Source organism: Chryseobacterium candidae (assembly GCF_004916905.1).
Classification (GTDB): Bacteria; Bacteroidota; Bacteroidia; order Flavobacteriales; family Weeksellaceae; genus Chryseobacterium; species Chryseobacterium candidae.
Genome location: NZ_SDLV01000031.1, coordinates 62,875 through 83,113, shown reverse-complemented (window position 1 = coordinate 83,113; position 20,239 = coordinate 62,875). Strand labels below are relative to the sequence as shown.

Genomic DNA, 20,239 nt, shown 5'->3' with positions numbered 1-20,239 from the left:
ATTAAAAAGGATATCCGATGGCAATATTTAGGACAAGATTATCTTTTCTCCAGTTTGAGTCTCCGAAATTAATTTTATCGAAGGCCCATCTGTCCCCTTTCTGATAGTAGGGAACTCTCAGTGGCATCGCAAGGTCAAGTCTCAGAATCAGGATAGAAAAATCCAGTCTCAGACCTACTCCAGCTCCCACCGCAATTTCATTTAAAAAGTCTTTTGAAAATTTAGCGCCGGGTCTCGTATCATCATCGTGAAGCAGCCAGATATTTCCGGCATCTACAAAAACGGCAGCATTTAAAAATTTATAAAGATTAGCACGGTACTCCGCATTTAATTCCAGTTTGATATCTCCGGATTGGTCAAAATAAGTACCCGGTTCCAGCGTTCTTGGATCAAAACTTCCCGGTCCTAATGTTCTCGCACGGAATGCTCTGATACTGTTACTACCTCCTGAGAAAAACTGCTTGGAGAAAGGAATATACTCTGAATTTCCGTATGGATAGGCAATTCCTCCGATAAATCTCGTTGCCAGTGAAGATTTTTCAGTGAACTTATGATAGAATCTGAAATCGTTTTCAATCTTTACATACTGGCTGAAAGGAATTCCAAATATTTTCTTTTCCTTATCTTTTTTTACATCGGCTCCTGTTACCAACCCTGTAATATTTCCTGCAAGATCAAGCGTCCCTTTATAATAAACGGTATTGGTCTTTGGAAGCATCGTGTTGGTGTAGGTGTAAGAATAGGTTGGTCCAAAAATAAGCTGTTTTTGTACAATTCTCTGCATGGCAGGATTTCCGGCAGATTTAGTTTTATATTCTTCCGTAACATTTGCAGGGGATACCAAAGTAATATCAATCACTTTCAGATCATGTTCTTTTCTGGCATTTTCTTTCCATAAATATCCGAATGATCCGGTGAAGTTATTTAAAGTATAATATTGTGTTCTGTTCTGGAATTCATATCCTAATGTAATGTTGGTTCTCGGAACAAACTCACTTGAAGAATGAAAACGGAATGGTGCAACAATTCTTGGAATAGAAAGCTGTGCATTCGCTCCTGCACGGAAAATATTATTGGCATCCTGAGATCCTCCCATCTGAAAATCAAAAGCGCCGAAGATTGCTGCCTTGAATTGTTCTGCCCCCCTGAAGAAATTTCGGTGGGTCCAGTTCAGATTAAGCTCACTACCTGCATAGTTCGCAGAGTTTGTTCTTCCCAACGCTTCCAGACGAAGTGACTGGATTTGTCTTGGAGTTAATAAATAATAAGCATCAAACTTATGGCTTAATGAATCTGAAACAACGAATTCATTTTTTACAAATTTGAAGACACCTAGACTGATCAATCTGTTCAGTGTCAGATTATGATTGGAACGATTGTAAAGATCACCTTTTTTGAAATATAAAGCTCTGTCAAAAATCTTCGGCTTAAATTTATGCTGAGGATCAATGACGTAAATATCATCAAAAGCGTATTTTGAAAGAGAGTCTTTATTCATCGGAATGCTGTATTTTCCCTCTTTTACATCCTGAATATTGTAATTGGGAAATACAATAACATTATTAATGCTGAATTGCTGGGTTGCTAAGTCAGGAGTATTGTCTTTCAGCTTTACATTAAGTTCTACTTTATGATTCTTGCTTACTGTACTGTCTGCCTGAACGATAATATTATCAGGATGGAAATAATAAAAACCTCTTTCTTTTAAACCATTATCAATTCTTTCTCTTTCTGCTTTGATGACATCCAGATCAAATGGCTTTCCGTTTTTAAGAAACGTTCTTTTCGTTAAACCTTGAATTTCCTGATTTACCAAGGTAGAATCCTTCTGGAACTTTACACCATCAATAAGATAGCGTGAACCTGGTCTTAAGGTATAAATAACCTGAGCCTTTTTATTCTTCGATACCGTATCATAAGAAGCTTTGGCATTGAAATATCCCTTGTTTTCAGAATAATTTTCAATAATATTTTTGTTGAACTCACGGTCTACATCTGCTAATAATACAGGCTTTTCACCCATTTTATATTTTAGCCAGTAATTAAAACCTTTATCTTTTTTGGGTTCTTTGGCGATATTATAAAAATACAGCTTAGGACGCATTCCCAAAAATGTTGAATTGGGTTTTGGGGTGAGATTAGCTTCCAATGCAGCCTGAAGATCTTTTTTTTCTTTTTTTGAAATCGTATCGTTTTCAATCTTTACCTTGGCTCCTGTATACAGCATCTGTCCTTCTTTCAAAAACCTTGTATTGCTGCACGAGACTACTGTGGATGCCATTCCGGAAACCAACAGATACTTACAATATATTTGGAACTTATTATTCATTACTTAAATTCTACCACTTGATTATTTTGATTCTTTTTTTGCTTCTTATCTTTGGATTTCTGGAAAATCTCCCGGAATTTATCATAATCCAACGTGATAATAAATCCTACACCTGTCTCTATGATCTGCCCCTGAAGAGCCACCTGATATTCGTCCTTACGATAAGCACGCAGCATATACCTTCCATCTTTGGAAAGACTGTAATCTACGGAAACATTACCCGCAATATTGGTCATATTTTCATTCTGACGTGCCTGGCCTTCCAGTCCGAAATTACTTCCTACCGTCACTTTTAGTCGGTCGTTCAGTAATTTTTTACTGATATCTACATTCAGATCGGTTCTGGTGTTTTTCTCTCCGCTGGAATAATCTTCCGTAGAATCCAGCCCGAAGTTAAGATCTACCCCTTTGATAAGTCCGGAAGCAAGATTATTCAACTGTTGAGAAAGGATCTTACTCACACTCTGTCTTGCCATGGTTTCCGCAGACATTCCGGCTCCGCTTTCAAATGGATTTTCGCCGATGAAACGGTTCAGTAGCAATAAAGCAAATACCTGTTTGTTCATTTCAGATTCCTGGGTTCTGAGCTGTGCGAGTTTTGCATTCACATCCTCGGTGACTGTTGATGCAACAGAATTATTTTTTTCATCAGTAGTAATGTCAAAAGAGAGTTGTGGTTTCAAAAGCTCACCTTTCATTTTTAATAAAGTATTGAAAGGAATTTTTTGTTTATACTGATTCATCAGTGAAGCTGCTTTTCCACTGAGTTGTTGCTCTAAAAGATCAATTGGCGGAGCTTCTGTTTTGTAGATGGCCGTAATATCCATTTGGGCCATAGTAGGTTCGCCTGTCCAGGTAATTGTACTGCCTTTCTGAATATCAAACTTACGTTTAAGCAAACTAACAGAAAGATCGTAGCTTCCTTTTTCCACCTGATAAACTCCTACTAACGTCATTTTTCCGGAAGGGTCAATACCACCGGTTAATTCTGCCTCTCCCTGAAGTTTTACAAAATCACCGTTTACTTTATCAATAATAATAGAGAGTTTAGCTTCTTTGCTTACTTCAATGTTGACACTCATGTCCATCCCTTTGATACGGCTTTTGGAGTTCAGAGAATCTGCTTTAATTGTTTTATTTAAAACCACCTGATCCTGATCCACAAATTCTACAATACCATCTCTCTCCTGTAAAGATGGGGAAGATTGAGGTAGCACAAAAGTAAAGTCCGTGTTGTCTGCTACATTCAGTTTTCCGTCTACTTTAGGGAGATCAAGGTTCCCACGGATATGAAGTCTGGCATCAATTGCAAGTACACCATACATCATGGCATCATTGGTCTTTTCAGAATTAACAACTTTAAAATCTCTGGCATTTACATTCAGATTGAAGGCAAAATCTCTATAAGTTTGAGTAAGCACCTGTCCGTCTACAACAAGAGCATTTCCGTCTTTATCTTTAATTTTGAATTTATCAAACTCAATTCCACGGCTGGTAAAATCTATTTCATCACTCAGATGTCTGAAGTCACTTCCTGTTTTCGCTATTTCCAGCCCTGCATCATTGAATTTTACTTTTCCTAAAATATTGGGTTGAGCAGCTGTTCCTGTGATTTTTAAATTTCCGGAAAGATATCCTTCCGTATTGGTAATGGCATTCATGGAAAACCCTTGAATACTCTTCATCTGAAGCTGATTGATCGCCATATTCAGGTCGAAAGTACTGGAAGAAGTATTATAATCCCCAAGGATTTTTACATCATTGTTATTTCCGGAAAGGGCAATGTCTGCATTTAAAATATTAGGTGAAGCATTGTTCACTTTTACAGCAAGATTTCCGACAGGACTTCCATACACAATTAAGTCTGAAATATTCAGATCAGAATTGAAAGTCATTTTTTTCGTTACATCCCGGAGCTGGGCTGTTCCGTTGATAGTTCCTCTTGCCAGAACCGTATCTTTTTTGATAAGTTCCGTAATGGTTTCAATTTTAAAATCTTTCAACGAAATGTTCAAAGGACTACTTGGGCTATTGCTTTCAGACTGAACTGCAATCTGGCTGTTTCCATTGGATAGGATGAAGTTATCTGCCAGAATCCCTTTATTACTGATCTGGATTTTGTTGTTCTCCGCAACATTCCAATCTGTATAATTGAGCTTTAAACCGTTCGGGTTAAGAGATATTTCGGTAATATCATTCAGTGATTTTGCATTTCCAGCAATCAGGAATTGGGTAGCGTCCTTCTCATCTTTTGTGGTGACATTGTATCGGATGGTATTGTCTGCCACATCTCCGTCAATATTTATTTTGTTTAAAGAAAAACTTGAGCTTTTCAAAGCAGCAACATTCAGGCTGTACTGCAATGCCTGATTTTCATTAGTAACTTTTAAAGCTCCTTTTTCAATCGTATTTTCACCGTATAATAATCGTGGAATCTGTCCGTCAATTTCAATTTTCTGAGAATCAGCATCATAATTTCCAACAAGATTAATGGTTTCAAAATCTTTCAGATCCGGAACAAATTTTCTGATCAGGTCATCATTTTTAATTTTAGCCGTAAAGGTAAAATGCTGCCCCGGATCTATTTTCTGTTTTTTATCCGGCTTCTGGAACTGATAATACTGATTAACGGTTTTCGTTAAAGCACCGAAAATCTGAGTAAGTTTGTATTTACCTTTCAGCTCTATATCTGCGATCTGAGAATTGAAAATAATCTGTGTAGAATCATTTGTGGATGAAGCTTTCAGATTGACCTCCTGTACCGGATAGACTTCTTTGGTATCTGAAAATGCAAAATCTTTAAGGTTTAAAAATCCATTCAGATTATTGGGGTCTAAGCTGGTGAAATCTCCATCAATTTTTCCGGCAATAATCATCGGTTTTTCATAGAAGCCAAGCTTGTTGACATCCAGTTTAATGACTTCTCCATTCACTTTTACCGTAGGATTTTTTTCATCATAAACTCCGGAAGCGGTCAGTTGTAAACTGGCATTAGGGTCTTTGGAATCCAGAATAACATGATAAGCTCCTTTATTGATTTTTCCGGTAAGATTCATGTTTTGATAACGGTATCCTTTGTAAACCGCGGAAGCAACATGACCTTTTAAGTCTGCATTGGCATTTTTAAAATCAAAGCTTTCTCCTTTGGCTGCAATTTGTGCTGTGACAGGACCGATATCTTTATTCTGGATAAGTTTTCCAACCTGAATTCCCTGCAGATTTGCCTTTACATCATACAATTCATGATTCTTTCTGCGCATGTCTACCTGTGCGATAATGGCAGCATTCCCCAAAGTAGAGTAGAGGTTAAGGTCTGTACTGACTACTTTAGTAGTTCCTTTTGCATTTCCTTTGATGCTGAAATGGGAAGGAAGCGAAATATTGGAAGGAATTGTATTTTTAGGGACAAGATTGAATATTGTTTTGGCGCCGGAAGAAAACTCTCCGATTCTCAGATCATAATATAACTGGTCCGGGTTCATCGCATTTTTAATTTTTCCGGAGGCCATTATCCTCAGCTGATCTAACCCGGAAACTTTCAGATCCTGAATGAAGAGATCATTCACGCTTCCTTTTACGTTAGCGTTTACGTTGAGAACAGCGTTCGGATATTTATTAAATGGAACTGTATTTTTTAACGTCGGAACCAGATTCAGTATGTCTGAGAATCCTATTTTTGAATCTTTGATATTGGCTGAAATCTTTACAGCACCTAAGTTTTTGCTAAGATCATTAATGGAGTTATAATTTAAAATAACTTCATCACGCAATATGGTTTTTGGTGTCTGAAGATAAAGATCTTTCAGGTAGGCTTCTTTTTCTGCATAAACAAAATCGGTATTGAATTTCTGGATATCCAGGCCTCTTCGTTCTTTGATTTCTGCCGAATTTACAGTTCCTGCAAAGGTATTATTCTCCATTTTAAAGCTTCTCACCTCCACATTCATTTTTGAAAAATGAAGGTGGTTGAAGTCCATTCCTTGTTGGGTTGGAGCAATAGCGGTGTTGTTATAATTGACCTTTACATCATTTAGAATAAGTTTTCCTAAAAGAAGTTTCATGGCTTTATCCTGATCGGAAGCTTTGGAAACTTCTGGTTCTTTTGTATTTTTCGGATTGGCATTCTGAGCAGGAAGATAAAGATTAGCATTGATATCTGCCCCTGAAAGAAATACATTGGAAACATTGTAAGCGTTATTTTCAAGATCAAGTTTATTAACCTTTGTACTCAGCTCTTTGAAGATAACCTTTGCGAATGTTTTCGTATTTTCATCCCCATAATCAATATCAAAATGAGTAAGCTTGATGCCTCTCAATCCGATATTCATAGGCTTCTTATCATTGAGAGAATCTACTTTTTTCTCTACTTTGCTGGCTACTTCTTCTACAAGGCCCTGCTTTAGCTTCAATTTTAATCCGTCAAGATTGATATCATTAACGGCATAATTGTTTTTGCTGAGATCAAAAGTTTTTACTCTGGTATCGAAAGATGTAAAGTAGAGTTGAATATCATTCTTAGACTGCTGGTCGTTGAATGTTACTCCAACATCTTTTAAATTAATTTTATCAAGAGAGATAATAAATGGCTTGGAAGGGCTTTCTTCCTTATCACTGGAAGCAAAAGCATCTATAATATAATCAAAATTGAATTTGCCATCAGGTTTCCTTACAACATTGGCGCGCGCTCCTTCCATATTAACAGAAGTAATATCTGCAGTAGAATTAAGAAGCTTCATCATATGAAGTCCTACATTGAGCTTTTTAACAGCCAGAAGAGTATCTACATCCTGTCCTTTGAGATAGAGGTTTTCCATGACAAGGCTGTTGGGAAATCCTATATAAACTCTTTCAAGACTTACGGGAGTTTTTATTTTTTTTTCCAGATAGACAACGAGCTTGTCTTTAATGAAGTTTTGAACGGCAGGAAGTCTTAAGCTCAGGATCAATAGAGTAATGAGAACCAATATCGAAATAAAGGTTATGGCAGTACGCCTTAAGAGTTTTGTGGTGTTGATTTTCAGTTTCAAATGCGAAGAGGTTTCTAACAAAGATAATAATACTATTTTATTTGGTCTTTGTTGTGGTACTCTTTGAGAATGCAAAAATCCTGCCTTGGCTGTCTTATTATGGAATTTTTAGTTTGTAGTTGTCAAGTGAATAGTTGAGTAAGACGAGCCAAGGCAGGGATTGTTATGCTAAAAAAACGCCCCCTTTTATCATTTTTTAATGTTGAAAAGGTTAGTTAGCAAAAATGAAATTCAAATGTTAGTAGTTGTTAGGGGGCGTGGCATGGTTTAATATGATAGATAATAATTTAGTTGTTTCCGTTTTCCCATTTCACTTCTTCTCCCTGAGGAGCTGCACCACCTTGTGCTGTTGTAATAGGAGCGGTTTCCTGATTGATGTGATAAATATAAGCGGCGATTTTCTCGGCATCTCTTCCGGTAATGGTTCCTTCCTTAATGAAAGGTCTCATAGTAGGATTGTTTGGAGAGCCGTTTTCAAGCATCCAGAATACATTTTTAAATAGGCTTTTTTCTTTAATATTAATCCAGTGAGTGTCAGTAAGATTGGGACCTATACCTCCTTTTCCTCCATCTCCGTGGCAGGTAACACAATTCGTTTTGAAAAGTTCCTGTCCTTCGGCGATGTTATCAGCACTGTATTTTGCAGATTCCAGATTGATCTGAGGGGCCGTTTTCTCATATTCAGCAATGGATGCTAACATGGTTTTTGTTTCTTTGGTGTACTCTGCATCCGGATGGGCATAATCTGTAAAAGAAAAGGCAAACAGATAAACTGCACAGAAAATACATCCGAACCAGAACAGCCCGATCCACCATTTCGGAAGAGAGTTGTCAAGCTCTGTAATTCCATCAAAACCATGGTCGATAAGAATATCTTTTTCTTCTGTAGCGGTTTGTTTTTTGAAGGCAGAGTTCCATAATTTCTGGTAGTATGGAACTTTTTTTTCTTCCAGATATTTTTTTTTCTCTTCTTCGGATAATCTGTTGAAACTTTCATTTTCCACCAGATCTCCAATAGAGTTCATGATCAGCAATAGGATAGTGGCTATTAATATCAGCGCCCAGAAAAAAGGAGAAGAAAAATATCCTGAATCTCCGGCGAACATTTCAAAGGCCATGATCGTTAAACCTATCGTAGTTGCGATATATATTGAAATGGGGGTTCTCGTTTTCATTGCAGTTTAATTTTAAATGTTACTCTACGCTTGCAGTCTGTACCTGTGTTGTTTTAATGTCTGTACCTAATCTTTGCAGGTAAGCAATCATCGCTACAATTTCTCTTTGTTCAAGGGGTACATAAGCAGATCCTTTTGCTGTTTTTTCTTTGCCCATCTGATCTTTTACATCTGTTGCTTCAGAATAAATTCTCTGTACAATTGCTTTGGACTGGTTGTCTGCCCACTGGTTGGCAGAATCTATCTGAGCTTTTGTATAAGGAACACCGAAGGCATTTTTCATCAGTTTCATTTTATCCACCATTTGTGTTCTGTCCAGTTTATTGCTGATTAACCATGGGAAGCGAGGCATGATGGAACCTGCAGAAGTAATTCTTGGGTTATACATGTGTTTGAAGTGCCATGAATCCGGGTTTCTTCCTCCTTCTCTTTGAAGATCCGGCCCTGTTCTTTTAGAACCCCATAAGAAAGGTCTGTCATAGATAAACTCTCCTGCTTTGGAATACTGTCCGTTTTTCCCTTCAAATCTTACCACTTCATCACGGAAAGGTCTGATCATTTGTGAGTGGCATGAGTTACATCCTTCACGGATATAAAGATCTCTGCCTTCCAGCTCCAATGGCGTATATGGTTTTACCGCAGTAATTGTTGGGACACTTTGCTTCAGTGACAACGTAGGAACAATTTCCACCAATCCACCGATTGCTATAGTGATGAAAGCTAATACAGAAAGGAGAGTAGGTGTTCTTTCCAACCAAAGGTGTATGCCTTCGCCTTCTTTTCTTGAACTACCGATATTGGCTAACGCAGGAGCCTCTGCCGGAACTTCTTTCTGGAATGAACCAGCTTTAATAGTTTTAATAACATTTACAACCATTAGGATAGCTCCTGAAAGATAGAACAGTCCTCCTAAGAATCTCATTTTATAGTAAGGAATGACAGCTGTTACAGTATCCAGCCAGTTTTTCCATAATAAGGTTCCGTCCGGGTTGAACTGTTTCCACATTAACCCCTGTGTGAATCCTGAAATATACATGGGTACTGCATAGAAAATAATTCCTAATGTTCCCAGCCAGAAGTGCCAGTTGGCCAGTTTTTTAGACCAAAGGGATGTTCTCCACATAATCGGTACCAGGTAATAAACAATTCCGAATGCCATGAAACCATTCCATCCGAGCGCACCAATGTGTACGTGCCCGATTACCCAGTCGGTATAATGTCCAATTTTATTTAATGATTTTGTTGCTAATAAAGGTCCTTCGAATGTAGCCATACCATAACATGTGACAGCAACTACGAAAAACTTAAGAATAGGATTTTCTCTTACTTTATCCCATGCACCTCTTAAGGTAAGAAGACCATTCAGCATCCCTCCCCATGATGGGGCAATAAGCATGATAGAGAATCCTGTTCCTACTGCCTGTGCCCACGCCGGTAAAGCTGTATATTGCAGATGGTGAGGGCCGGCCCAAAGGTATACAAAGATCAGCGACCAGAAGTGAATAATGGATAGTTTGTATGAGAATACCGGCCGCTGAGCTGCTTTTGGCATAAAGTAATACATAAGACCTAATACAGGGGTTGTTAATACGAATGCTACCGCATTGTGCCCATACCACCATTGTACTAATGCATCTTTTACCCCTGCATATACAGAATAGGATTTCCAGCTTGTGAAAGATAACGGAACTTCAAGGTTATTGAAGATGTGAAGCATAGCTACAGCAATCCAGGTTGCCAGATAGAACCAGATTGCTACATAAAGGTGTCTCACTCTTCTCTTAGCAATAGTTCCGAACATATTGATTCCGAAAATGATCCATGAGAATGCAATTAAGATATCGATTGGCCATTCATGTTCGGCATATTCTTTAGAAGTATTGATTCCCATAAGGAAAGTGATGACTACACTAACGATCATCAGCTGCCAAGACCAGAAGTGAATCCATGAAAGAGTATCACTGTACATTCTGGTTTTAAGAAGCCTCTGCATACTGTAATAAGCACCGCAGAAAAAGGAATTACATACAAAAGCAAAAATGACAGCACTGGTATGAAGCATTCTGATTCTTCCGAAGCCCATGGCACCTTGAGTATTGATCAGTCCCTGAATATTACCTGAAGCTAAGCTTTTAATAGTTGTATCATCTGTACCGAATAAAAATTCAGGCAGTTCAGGATAAAAAAGCATCAATGCAGCTGTAAGCCCCAGCAGAAATCCTACAAGTCCGAATGCGATAGTCGCATAAAGGAATGCTCTGACAATATTATTGTCATAATTAAATTTTTGCGTCTCCATAAATTCCAATAGTGTTTACCGAAGTGATATTTTCTCTGAAAAAAGACGTATTTTTAAGCCTTTTCTCTATTGAAAATAAATATCATGTAACGTGTGTAATGTTTTGCCAAAGGTATTTATTAACTTTGTTAGAGGCTAATAGATAATCTTCTAAAATATACCGAAAACTACTAAAACGAAAACGATGAAAGTATGTGGACAAAATATCAGGAAAATACGTAGGAGCAGAGATCTTACGCAGGAATACATGGCTTTTGAAATGGGGATTTCCCAAAAGGCATATTCCGATATTGAGAATTCCAAGGTGAAGATCAACCTGGAAATACTGACTAAAATATCCGATATTTTAGACATCAAGCCCTCTGATATCTGTAGTATTTCGCATAAGTGCGGAACTGATGGATATGAAGATAAATACCAAAACCTTTTGGAATACATGAAAAAAAATGATATTTCAATTCCGAAAGAATTTTTATAGACCTTTCTTAGATAATTTATAAAGGAATGACCTCTTTCAAAAATAGAAAGAGGTCATTCTTTTGATATAGAAGGAGGTGAATTATTTAGTATTGATAGGGTAAAATACAATCTTAACTACACTTATTAAGAATGTTTTTGTAATTGTATTTAAACTTTATTTATAATGAAGTAAAAAGAAAAGATGCGGATGAGTCTGAATTCTCAATTTACCCCATGCAATGTGAATTTCTCTGAAAAGTTTTTATATATTTAGCGACCGAATAATTCATTCAATGAGCAACGAAAATAAAACAGGACAAAACGAGACTTTAGTTAGAGGATTAACAAATCGACACATACAATTAATTGCCCTTGGAGGAGCTATAGGAACAGGGCTGTTTCTGGGAATTGGGCCAGCAGCAGTACTGGCAGGACCCTCTGTAATCTTAGGGTATGCTTTAGCAGGAATTATAGCCTTTTTTATTATGCGTCAGCTGGGTGAAATGGTAGTTCAGGAACCTGTTTCGGGAAGTTTTAGTTACTTTGCCTATAAATATTGGGGAAATTTCCCGGGATTTGCTTCCGGATGGAACTACTGGATTCTCTATATTCTGGTAAGTATGGCGGAACTTACCGCTATCGGGCATTACATTCATTTTTGGTGGCCGGAAATACCACTCTGGGTCTCCAGCTTATTCTTCTTTGTGGTAATTAATGCGCTTAACCTGGCTTCTGTAAAGGTATACGGAGAAACAGAATTCTGGTTTTCCATCATCAAAGTAGTAGCTATTATTGCGATGATTATTTTTGGAGTCTATCTTTTAATAAGTGGAACAGGAGGAGAAAAAGCAAGCATCACTAACCTTTGGAATGACGGAGGTTTCTTTCCCAAAGGATTATTTAATAAAACAGAAAACGGATATTCAGGATTATTTGCAGCAATGGCGATGATTATGTTCTCGTTCGGAGGACTTGAACTTATCGGAATTACAGCGGCAGAAGCCAAGAACCCGGAAAAAACTATTCCACAGGCAACCAATCAGGTGATCTACAGAATCCTTATTTTTTATGTAGGTGCTTTGGTGATTTTATTTGCATTGAGTCCCTGGAGAGATATTACAGAAGGATCAAGCCCTTTTGTAATGGTATTCCAGAATCTGAACGGACTTGAATTCAGTCTTTTTGGTAAAGTAATTCAGTTCAATACATTAATTGCGAATGTTCTTAACCTTATTGTTTTGACAGCCGCTTTGTCTGTTTACAACAGTAGTGTTTACAGTAACAGCAGAATGCTTTTCGGATTGGCTCAGCAGGGAAATGCTCCCAAATTCCTGAAAAAACTGAATAAAAACTCAGTTCCTACCAACGCAATCATTATTTCATCATGCTTTGCAGGGATTTGTATTATCATTAATAAATTAGTTCCGGAAAAAGCATTTGAATATTTAATGGCTTTGGTAGTATCAACATTGATCATTAACTGGCTGATGATATGTTACACGCATTTAAAGTTTAAGAAATCAATAAATGCAGATGGAGTTCAATCCAAATTCCCGTCTATATTTTATCCTATATCCAACTATATCTGTATTGCATTTCTGGTTCTGATCTTAGGGCTTATGAGCATTACAGGAATGGAAATTCAGGTAATTCTTATTCCGATATGGATTGGCTTTTTGTTCGTGATGTATAAATTGTACAAACCAAAATAAAAATATAAAACAGATCTATACATATTTTGGAAAGGTGAAAATCAAATGATTTTCACCTTTTTTTCTGAGGATCTTTTGATGGACTTTCTAAATAAGGAAGAGATAAAAATCATTGGATGAGTACTTCCCATTTTCGCTTATTTTTTGTATATTGGTAAGAGGTTATATTTCAAATTCAGGTGAAAAAAATACAATCTGTTTGCAATACCTGCGGAGAAGCCGAAAACCGTTACAAAAAGTAGGCAAAACCAAAAAAGACACCTATGGCCAATTTATTTCAAACCCTTACCAATACCGTAAAACATTGGTATATTCCATTAATCTTCGGGATTATTTTCCTTATCTGTGGTTTTTATGTATTCAGTGTGCCTTTGGCAACATATGTTACACTCTCAATTTTTTTCAGTGTTTCCTTTTTATTTTCAGGAATAACAGAAATATTCTTTTCCTTACAAAACAGTAAATCGTTACAGGGTTGGGGCTGGTTTCTTGTAAGTGGATTATTAACAACAGCAATAGGAGTTTACCTAATTGCAAACCCTCAGATTTCCATGACGGTACTTCCGTTTGTAATCGGATTTACTTTGCTGTTTCGTTCCTTTCAATTACTGGGCTTTGCATTTGACCTGAAAAGCATGAGAATAATGAGTTGGGGAAATGTAGCTTTGGCGAGTGTAGGAGGCATAATATTTTCCCTGTTGCTGATATTCAATCCGGTATTCATAGGAATTTCACTGGTTACCCTTACTGGTGTTTCTTTCATCTTCATGGGAATAGCTTCCATTATGCTGGCTTTAGACTTAAGAAAAGTCAAAAAAATTCCGGGAAAAGTAAGTCAGGAATTAAGGGATAAAATCAAATCAATACAGGAAGAAATTGATGAGCTTAAAAAATAAATAATATGATGATTGTATTCCTTTACTCAAATAACTATATTAAATGAAAGTTGGTTTAAAAAAACTATTTACCTTAAGCCTCAATTCGATTAAAGTATGAAAATATTTGTTTTTTTTAGCTTTTTAATCTTGGTGTCTTCATGTGTGGAACCTGATTGCAATGATGTGAAAAAAGCGTTCTATCCTGATGAATATAATTTGATTGTCGGAGAAGCAAGTATAGATAATTCCTGGATCAAAATTATAGGTTATCATCCTATAACTTATAAAAAATCAAATATTATGGTGCACAATAACTGGATTGATGATTATAATGAAGTGGAAGCAGGAGATACAATAATTAAGAGAGCGGGAAATCTAGAACTTGTCATTCATAAAAAAGATACAATTATTAGACATGATTGGTATTGTAAAGGAAAGCCTTATAAGTAAGTTTAATACTTGCTCTAATATTATCATCAAATTAGATAAGAGTGGAAGAAATTTCACTCTTATTTTTTTCATTTTATAGCTTTTTTGCCTACTGAAAATGAAACTTCAACTTTATAATCTTAATTTAAAAGATAGATTATTAAACTAGAAAACGCTTTCCCCTGCGATCTAGTTCAGAAGAGGTGAAAGACGGAACATTTTTCTTTTCAGATCAGCTAAACTTTTTCTTTTCCCAACTTTTGTGTTTGATTTACTAATTTTAGAATAAAAAACAAAAACCATCCTTTTTAAGGATGGTTTGTAGACTCACAGGGATTCGAACCCCAGATGACTGAACCAAAATCAGTAGTGTTACCGCTACACCATGAGTCTCTGTTTGTTTTAGTGGTGCAAATTTACAGCTTTTTTCTTTATATACAAGAGGTTTTTGAATTTTTTTTTAAATTTACTGTAGAATTTATTTACAGAAAACATGCTACTAGACTTCAATAATCTCAATATTAATCAATTATCATTCTCTACGGAATTTGAAAAAAAAGTGAAAATTTTTCTGGAAGAATGGTTTTCAGAAAAAACAGAAGTAAATGTCCAGACTTCGGGTTCTACCGGAGTTCCGAAAATTTTTGAAATTGAGAAAAAAAAAATGATCAATTCCGCAGTAATGACCTGTAATTTTCTGGGATTAAAAGAAGGGGATACCGCATTACTCTGCCTGCCTGTGGAATATATCTCCGGGAAAATGATGATTGTACGTTCCATAGAAAGAAAACTGAAGTTAAAAATTACTGATCCTTCTTTAAAACCGATGGAAAATCTGGATGGAGAAATAGACTTTTGTGCCATGACACCCCTTCAGGTGGAAAACTCTCTGGAAAAGCTTCATCTGATTAAAAACCTGATCATTGGTGGTGCTGCCGTCTCAGAAAGTCTGAAAAGTAAAATCCTGCAAATGAATCTTAGTCCTTCAAATCGTATTTTTGAAACCTATGGAATGTCTGAAACCCTTTCCCATATTGGCTTAAAGCAATTGATGCCGGAACAGGAAGAGTATTTCACCGTTTTTGAAAATGTAAAAATCTCTTTAGATGACAGAGGCTGTCTGAAGATTTTTGCTCCCAATGTAAATGCTGAAGAGTTGCAAACTAATGATTTAGTTGAAATCAGAAATGATAAACAGTTTAAATTCCTTGGCAGGATTGATAATATAATTAACTCCGGAGGCGCAAAAATTTTTCCGGAAACCCTGGAAGCTCTGGTAAAAAAAGAATTCCCGAACGAAGCTGTATTTATGGGGTTGCCTGACGAAAGTTTAGGTCAGAAATTGATATTGATTATAGAAGGAGATGAATCTGATGAGGTGAAAAAGAAAGTTTCAGAAATATCATTTGAGAAAAATTTTCACAGACCTAAAGAAATTATTTTTGTGAGTGAAATTCCAAGAACTCCCAATGGAAAAATAAATAGATTAGAATTGTATAAAAATATAAACTCAAACCAATAGTCTCAGCTTTTGATTCTATTATTTTAAAATCTTAAAAACCATGAAAGACTTTTCAAAAGAACTCAGTTTCAAAACTTCCCGCAGCAGCGGTGCAGGAGGACAAAACGTCAATAAAGTGGAGACTGCAGTCACCGTACTTTGGAAAGTAGATGTATCAGAGTTTTTTAATGAAGACGAAAAAGTATTGATTCAGCTTAAACTGAAAAACAGGATCAATGCAGACGGTTTTTTATTCCTCTCAGTTTCTGAAAGTAGAACCCAGCTCATGAATAAAAATAAAGCCATTGAAAAAATACTTGAAATGGTAAACAAAGCTCTTGTTGTTCCCAAAAAAAGAACAGCAACCAAGCCTTCAAAAGGACAGAAACAAAAAAGGCTGGATAACAAGAAAAAGCTTTCAGACAAAAAAGAAAACAGACGTTTCAGATTTTAATTAGTTTTTCCATAAAAAACTTTATTTTTGTCGGAAACTTTAAAACCATGATAAAAAAATTAATCGTAGTTGGAGTGTTCTCAATCTCCACTTTATCTTTCGCTCAGAAATTTTCTATCAGGCCTTCCGTAGGATATGCATGGAGAACAGCAAAAACAATTTCCGGCCTTAGCAGGGAAGAAGAACAATATGTAAAAGGTCTTAAAAACGGACTGAACTTTGATATTGCGGCCCATTATGAAGTGAAAAACGGTCTTGCGTTTGGACTGAAGTATTCTAATTACAGTGCGTCCAGTGACGGATTTTTACTTGGAAATGTCAACGGAATGCCTGTCTCTGTTCCTGTAACAACAAAAGATAATATTACATTTTTCGGTTTCTCCGGACTTATTTCAAATAACCATCTGTCTACCAGACATAAGGTATTTGCAGATATCGCACTGGGAGTACTATCTTATACTACAAAAACAGGATCTGTAAAAGGTACCGGAAGTACGTTCGGGGCAGAAGTTGATTTTGGATATCAATATCAGGTAAGCAAGAATTTTCTGATTGGGCCAAAAGTAGGTTTAAGCGGCGGTACTCTGAATAAAATGAAGATAAACGGAGTTACCTATAAATTTGATGATGATCAAAAAGAAGGTTTGCACAGAGTTTCTTTAAGTGCAGCCGCTACATTTCGTTTTTAAGCCGTATCTTTGTTAGAATTAATAATAATTGATAATGACAGCAACAATCTTTTTATCTGCAGAACACCGCCGGTCAGGATTGCTGCTGTCTTTACTTTATCTTCATACAGATTCTTTTCTGAAAAGTTCTAAGGACTTCATTATTTAAGCCCTGTCAGGATCCAGGACAGGGAATCATCACGAATTTTATTTATCGCTTTTTGTAGTTTTCCAGAGAAGAAGGCTGTTATATGCCTGGATTCTACTTTGGATCATCAGGGAATAACTGCATTTAATTTTTTTAAAATGAAGAAAATGTCTAATCATATTATTGTAACCACCGGAATTTATGATGCTATAAAAGATACACTGAGAAGAAAAAAAGTGAGCATCGGAGAAGAAAAGAGATTAACTGAAGAACTTAGAAAGGCAAAACAAGTGTTGAGAAGAGATCTTCCTGCAGATATTGTAACGGTTGAAAGAAAAGTAACATTAAAAGACCATACCTTAGATTTTGAACACGAGTATATTTTTGTGGCATCTAACAAAGAAAAACTAAAAAAGAATAAGCATTCCATACTGTCGGAGATTGCGCTTGCAGTAGTAGGGTATAAAGTAGGAGATATCATCAACTGGCCTTTCAAAGACGGAGAAAGGAAAATCGAGATCCTGAAAGTGGAAGCCTGGGAAGGATAAATCTCTTTGAATATTATTAAGTTGAATTACAATGAAAGCGCGGCTTATTTGGGCTGCGCTTTTTTATTAATATAACCCATCTTAAAAATTAAATGGCACAAGTTTTTTTATAAGTTAAAAGCTTTAAGGCGCTATGTTTGGGAACTCTTTGCATATTTTACAAAACAGCGTTGGAATTTAACAAATGATAAAAAATACTCTTCTATCACACTTTCTTCAGGTGCTTTAGCTTCATTCCGTTTTTAAGTTTTATCTTTGCAAAAATTAAAAAAATGAGCAAACCGATAACTGAATTCATAGAAAAGTATTACCTGCACTTCAACGCAGCTGCATTGGTGGATGCTTCTAAAGGATATGTTGCACATCTTAAAGATGGCGGAAAAATGATGATTACTTTGGCAGGAGCAATGTCTACTGCTGAATTAGGAAAGATTCTTGCTGAAATGATCCGTCAGGGAAAAGTGGATTTTATCTCTTGTACAGGGGCTAACCTTGAAGAAGATTTAATGAATCTTGTAGCACACTCTCACTATGAAAGAGTTCCTCATTATAGAGATTTAACAGCTCAGGATGAGTGGGATCTTTTGGAAAGAGGCCTGAACAGAGTTACAGATACCTGTATCCCTGAAGAAGAAGCTTTCAGAAGATTACAAAAACATATCGTGGAGATCTGGAAAGATGCAGAAGCTAAAGGAGAAAGATACTTCCCTCACGAATTTATGTACAAAATGATCCTTTCAGGAGTATTGGAGCAGTATTATGAAATTCCCAGAGAAAACTCATGGATGATTGCTGCTGCAGAAGCCAACCTGCCAATCGTAGTACCAGGATGGGAAGATTCTACAATGGGGAACATCTTCGCTTCTTACTGTATCAAAGGCGAGCTTAAAGCCACTACCATGAAATCAGGGATCGAATATATGACTTACCTTGCAGACTGGTATACTAAAAATTCAGGAGGAAAAGGAGTTGGATTCTTCCAGATTGGTGGAGGTATCGCTGGAGATTTCCCTATCTGTGTAGTTCCAATGCTATATCAGGATATGGAAATGCATGATATTCCTTTCTGGTCTTATTTCTGCCAGATTTCTGATTCTACAACATCTTACGGTTCATATTCAGGAGCGGTTCCAAATGAAAAAATCACCTGGGGTAAACTGGATATTACTACACCGAAATTTATCGTTGAAAGTGATGCCACAATCTGTGCACCATTGATGTTCTCTTATATCTTAGAAAACGCTTAAGAATAAAAGTCTCACCAGAGATTACAATACCAGCGCTTCAATTCATTTGGAGCGCTTTTTTATTTGTTAGATTGCGTTTTCCAAAAATTCTTTACAAACATCTGTGCAATCCGTGGGAAAATAGAATTCAATCCAAAGAATTAACCAGCACAAAATAACGATACGCAAGAATTCCCTTTTCTATTTTTGTCAGCTTGTTAGGATCTTTCTTACTTAGCTTCGGAAGGACCTTTTTATTGATCACATTCAATAAACGGAAAAATGATTTTTTCATATCTTTATCTTTTAATGAAACATCATCGAGTTTGATAGAATTCGAAAATGATGCAAAAATATAGAAAACAGATATGGACGAAATTTTCAAACAACAGGTCTACGAAGTGGCAAGACTTATTCCCAAAGGAAGAGTATCTACATATGGCGCCATAGCAAAGGCTGTTGGTTACCCTAATCATTCCAGACATGTAGGAAAAGCGATGGGAGGATGTCCCAAAGATGTTCCTGCACACCGAGTGATTTCAAGCTCAGGAGTATTATCTGTCCCCGAATTTCAGCCTAAGCTGGAAGCTGAAGGAATCATTGTGGAAAATCTTAGAATAAAAAATTTCAGAAAACTCTTTTGGAATCCGCTGGATGAATTGTGAATTTCAAAGAATTTTTTTCACGCAAAGTTTTCTCTGAATATCGTAATATTTTTAAGAGAGCAAAGCCGGAATCCATTTCATTGATTCTTTCTAAGCGAATGTATTACTCAAAGCTTCATCAGCGACAATGTCGCAGCTCTTTGCCTCCTGAAATAAAAAACATTCGAATTACTATGCCTTTTGCGTCAAAAAACTCTTGCATCAATATTATACATCACAAAAAATGTCACTCCATAATTGAATAGGAGTGACACCAATATTTTTAAAGTTTCAAACTTTCTTACTTTCTTCCTCTCGGTAGACCTTTCAATTCTTCTTTCAGCCTTTCATTTTCTTCTTTTAATAGGGCAATATAGCTTTGTAGGTTTTCAATAATAGCCCCCGGAATATTATCATAATTATTTTGATTCGTAATAATTCCCGCAGAAGAAGATCTGTCATTAAATACAGGATGATCATTATTGATAATTACTGCAGGTTCATCTTCTTCATAAATGTCCTCAAACGGCACATCCAGAAAACGGGCAAGTTTGTCCCATTCATCTTTTACAATTCTTACATCACCGCTTTCTTTTCTGCTGTAATTAGATACATCCGTTGCAATAAAGTCAGCTACCTGCTGTTGGGTGTAGCCTTTCTGCTTTCTGATGAGACGTAATTTTTCTTTTTGCATGACCTACATTTTATACAAAAATGGCAAAAAAGCAGAAGCTATACAATA

At 36.4% G+C, this 20,239-nt stretch carries 16 protein-coding genes and 1 tRNA gene; 10 read left to right on the top strand and 7 right to left on the bottom strand.

Features of this window, described 5'->3' with window-relative positions; all coding sequences use genetic code 11:
• Position 1 precedes the first annotated feature (1 nt).
• The 4 genes from tamL to ccoN form a co-directional block, all read right to left on the bottom strand.
• On the bottom strand, positions 2–2,329 hold the full coding sequence (gene tamL / locus EK417_RS15355) for a translocation and assembly module lipoprotein TamL (RefSeq protein ID WP_076597749.1): 2,328 nt from the start codon (positions 2,327–2,329) through the stop codon (positions 2–4).
• Entirely contained in the window at positions 2,329–7,356 is a 5,028-nt protein-coding gene (locus tag EK417_RS15350; RefSeq protein WP_136522633.1) for a translocation/assembly module TamB domain-containing protein, read from the bottom strand. Before EK417_RS15350 ends, tamL begins: the two co-directional genes overlap by 1 nt.
• Positions 7,357–7,643: 287 nt before the next feature.
• Positions 7,644–8,531 (bottom strand): cbb3-type cytochrome c oxidase N-terminal domain-containing protein, encoded by an 888-nt coding sequence (locus tag EK417_RS15345; protein WP_076597750.1) that lies wholly within the window; start codon positions 8,529–8,531, stop codon positions 7,644–7,646.
• A gap of 19 nt (positions 8,532–8,550) precedes the next feature.
• A complete protein-coding gene (gene ccoN / locus EK417_RS15340; protein ID WP_076597761.1) occupies positions 8,551–10,830 on the bottom strand; it encodes a cytochrome-c oxidase, cbb3-type subunit I in 2,280 nt (759 codons plus the stop codon).
• Positions 10,831–11,014: 184 nt separating this feature from the next.
• Here ccoN and EK417_RS15335 point away from each other — a divergent pair, with 184 nt between their 5' ends.
• From EK417_RS15335 to EK417_RS15320, 4 genes are all read left to right on the top strand, one after another.
• The gene (locus tag EK417_RS15335) at positions 11,015–11,308 is read left to right on the top strand and encodes a helix-turn-helix domain-containing protein (RefSeq protein WP_047435138.1); all 294 of its coding nucleotides are present in this window, start codon (positions 11,015–11,017) and stop codon (positions 11,306–11,308) included.
• 274 nt (positions 11,309–11,582) lie between these two features.
• Entirely contained in the window at positions 11,583–13,001 is a 1,419-nt protein-coding gene (locus EK417_RS15330) for an amino acid permease (protein WP_110367984.1), read from the top strand.
• A gap of 263 nt (positions 13,002–13,264) precedes the next feature.
• Positions 13,265–13,897 carry an HdeD family acid-resistance protein gene (locus tag EK417_RS15325; RefSeq protein ID WP_136522632.1) on the top strand — a complete coding sequence of 211 codons (633 nt, stop codon included), beginning with the start codon at positions 13,265–13,267 and terminating at the stop codon, positions 13,895–13,897.
• Positions 13,898–13,993: 96 nt separating this feature from the next.
• Positions 13,994–14,329: a hypothetical protein gene (locus EK417_RS15320; RefSeq protein ID WP_076597753.1), complete on the top strand. Its 336-nt coding sequence runs from the start codon at positions 13,994–13,996 to the stop codon at positions 14,327–14,329.
• A 301-nt stretch (positions 14,330–14,630) separates the two neighbouring features.
• Here the strand turns inward: EK417_RS15320 and EK417_RS15315 are convergent.
• Positions 14,631–14,701 (bottom strand) — tRNA-Gln (locus tag EK417_RS15315).
• 100 nt (positions 14,702–14,801) lie between these two features.
• Between EK417_RS15315 and EK417_RS15310 the strand changes: the two genes are divergently transcribed.
• From EK417_RS15310 to EK417_RS15290, 5 genes are all read left to right on the top strand, one after another.
• Positions 14,802–15,830 carry an AMP-binding protein gene (locus tag EK417_RS15310; protein WP_136522631.1) on the top strand — a complete coding sequence of 343 codons (1,029 nt, stop codon included), beginning with the start codon at positions 14,802–14,804 and terminating at the stop codon, positions 15,828–15,830.
• A 40-nt stretch (positions 15,831–15,870) separates the two neighbouring features.
• Positions 15,871–16,263, top strand: a complete 393-nt coding sequence (gene arfB, locus EK417_RS15305) for an alternative ribosome rescue aminoacyl-tRNA hydrolase ArfB (RefSeq protein ID WP_136522630.1) — start codon at positions 15,871–15,873, stop codon at positions 16,261–16,263.
• A 47-nt stretch (positions 16,264–16,310) separates the two neighbouring features.
• Complete coding sequence (locus EK417_RS15300; RefSeq protein ID WP_136522629.1) at positions 16,311–16,952, top strand: DUF2715 domain-containing protein; 642 nt, start codon at positions 16,311–16,313, stop codon at positions 16,950–16,952.
• Between the two features lie 294 nt (positions 16,953–17,246).
• On the top strand, positions 17,247–17,627 hold the full coding sequence (locus EK417_RS15295) for a GreA/GreB family elongation factor (RefSeq protein ID WP_076597757.1): 381 nt from the start codon (positions 17,247–17,249) through the stop codon (positions 17,625–17,627).
• 272 nt (positions 17,628–17,899) lie between these two features.
• Positions 17,900–18,874 (top strand): deoxyhypusine synthase family protein, encoded by a 975-nt coding sequence (locus tag EK417_RS15290; protein WP_047097747.1) that lies wholly within the window; start codon positions 17,900–17,902, stop codon positions 18,872–18,874.
• A 127-nt stretch (positions 18,875–19,001) separates the two neighbouring features.
• On the opposite strand, the gene EK417_RS21155 is transcribed toward EK417_RS15290, so the two are convergent.
• Positions 19,002–19,148 (bottom strand): hypothetical protein, encoded by a 147-nt coding sequence (locus EK417_RS21155; protein WP_164465392.1) that lies wholly within the window; start codon positions 19,146–19,148, stop codon positions 19,002–19,004.
• 73 nt (positions 19,149–19,221) lie between these two features.
• Between EK417_RS21155 and EK417_RS15285 the strand changes: the two genes are divergently transcribed.
• Entirely contained in the window at positions 19,222–19,518 is a 297-nt protein-coding gene (locus tag EK417_RS15285; protein ID WP_076597759.1) for an MGMT family protein, read from the top strand.
• A 280-nt stretch (positions 19,519–19,798) separates the two neighbouring features.
• Here EK417_RS15285 and EK417_RS15280 read toward each other — a convergent pair whose 3' ends face one another.
• The gene (locus EK417_RS15280) at positions 19,799–20,191 is read right to left on the bottom strand and encodes a helix-turn-helix transcriptional regulator (protein WP_076595785.1); all 393 of its coding nucleotides are present in this window, start codon (positions 20,189–20,191) and stop codon (positions 19,799–19,801) included.
• Positions 20,192–20,239: the final 48 nt, after the last annotated feature.

Bases quoted from the DNA above. Each gene is read 5' to 3' on its own strand.
- tamL (WP_076597749.1), bottom strand. From the start codon at position 2,329: ATGAATAATAAGTTCCAAATATATTGTAAGTATCTGTTGGTTTCCGGA.
- EK417_RS15345 (WP_076597750.1), bottom strand. From the start codon at position 8,531: ATGAAAACGAGAACCCCCATTTCAATATATATCGCAACTACGATAGGT.
- ccoN (WP_076597761.1), bottom strand. From the start codon at position 10,830: ATGGAGACGCAAAAATTTAATTATGACAATAATATTGTCAGAGCATTC.
- EK417_RS15335 (WP_047435138.1), top strand. From the start codon at position 11,015: ATGAAAGTATGTGGACAAAATATCAGGAAAATACGTAGGAGCAGAGAT.
- EK417_RS15330 (WP_110367984.1), top strand. From the start codon at position 11,583: ATGAGCAACGAAAATAAAACAGGACAAAACGAGACTTTAGTTAGAGGA.
- EK417_RS15325 (WP_136522632.1), top strand. From the start codon at position 13,265: ATGGCCAATTTATTTCAAACCCTTACCAATACCGTAAAACATTGGTAT.
- EK417_RS15320 (WP_076597753.1), top strand. From the start codon at position 13,994: ATGAAAATATTTGTTTTTTTTAGCTTTTTAATCTTGGTGTCTTCATGT.
- EK417_RS15310 (WP_136522631.1), top strand. From the start codon at position 14,802: ATGCTACTAGACTTCAATAATCTCAATATTAATCAATTATCATTCTCT.
- arfB (WP_136522630.1), top strand. From the start codon at position 15,871: ATGAAAGACTTTTCAAAAGAACTCAGTTTCAAAACTTCCCGCAGCAGC.
- EK417_RS15300 (WP_136522629.1), top strand. From the start codon at position 16,311: ATGATAAAAAAATTAATCGTAGTTGGAGTGTTCTCAATCTCCACTTTA.
- EK417_RS15295 (WP_076597757.1), top strand. From the start codon at position 17,247: ATGTCTAATCATATTATTGTAACCACCGGAATTTATGATGCTATAAAA.
- EK417_RS15290 (WP_047097747.1), top strand. From the start codon at position 17,900: ATGAGCAAACCGATAACTGAATTCATAGAAAAGTATTACCTGCACTTC.
- EK417_RS21155 (WP_164465392.1), bottom strand. From the start codon at position 19,148: ATGAAAAAATCATTTTTCCGTTTATTGAATGTGATCAATAAAAAGGTC.
- EK417_RS15285 (WP_076597759.1), top strand. From the start codon at position 19,222: ATGGACGAAATTTTCAAACAACAGGTCTACGAAGTGGCAAGACTTATT.
- EK417_RS15280 (WP_076595785.1), bottom strand. From the start codon at position 20,191: ATGCAAAAAGAAAAATTACGTCTCATCAGAAAGCAGAAAGGCTACACC.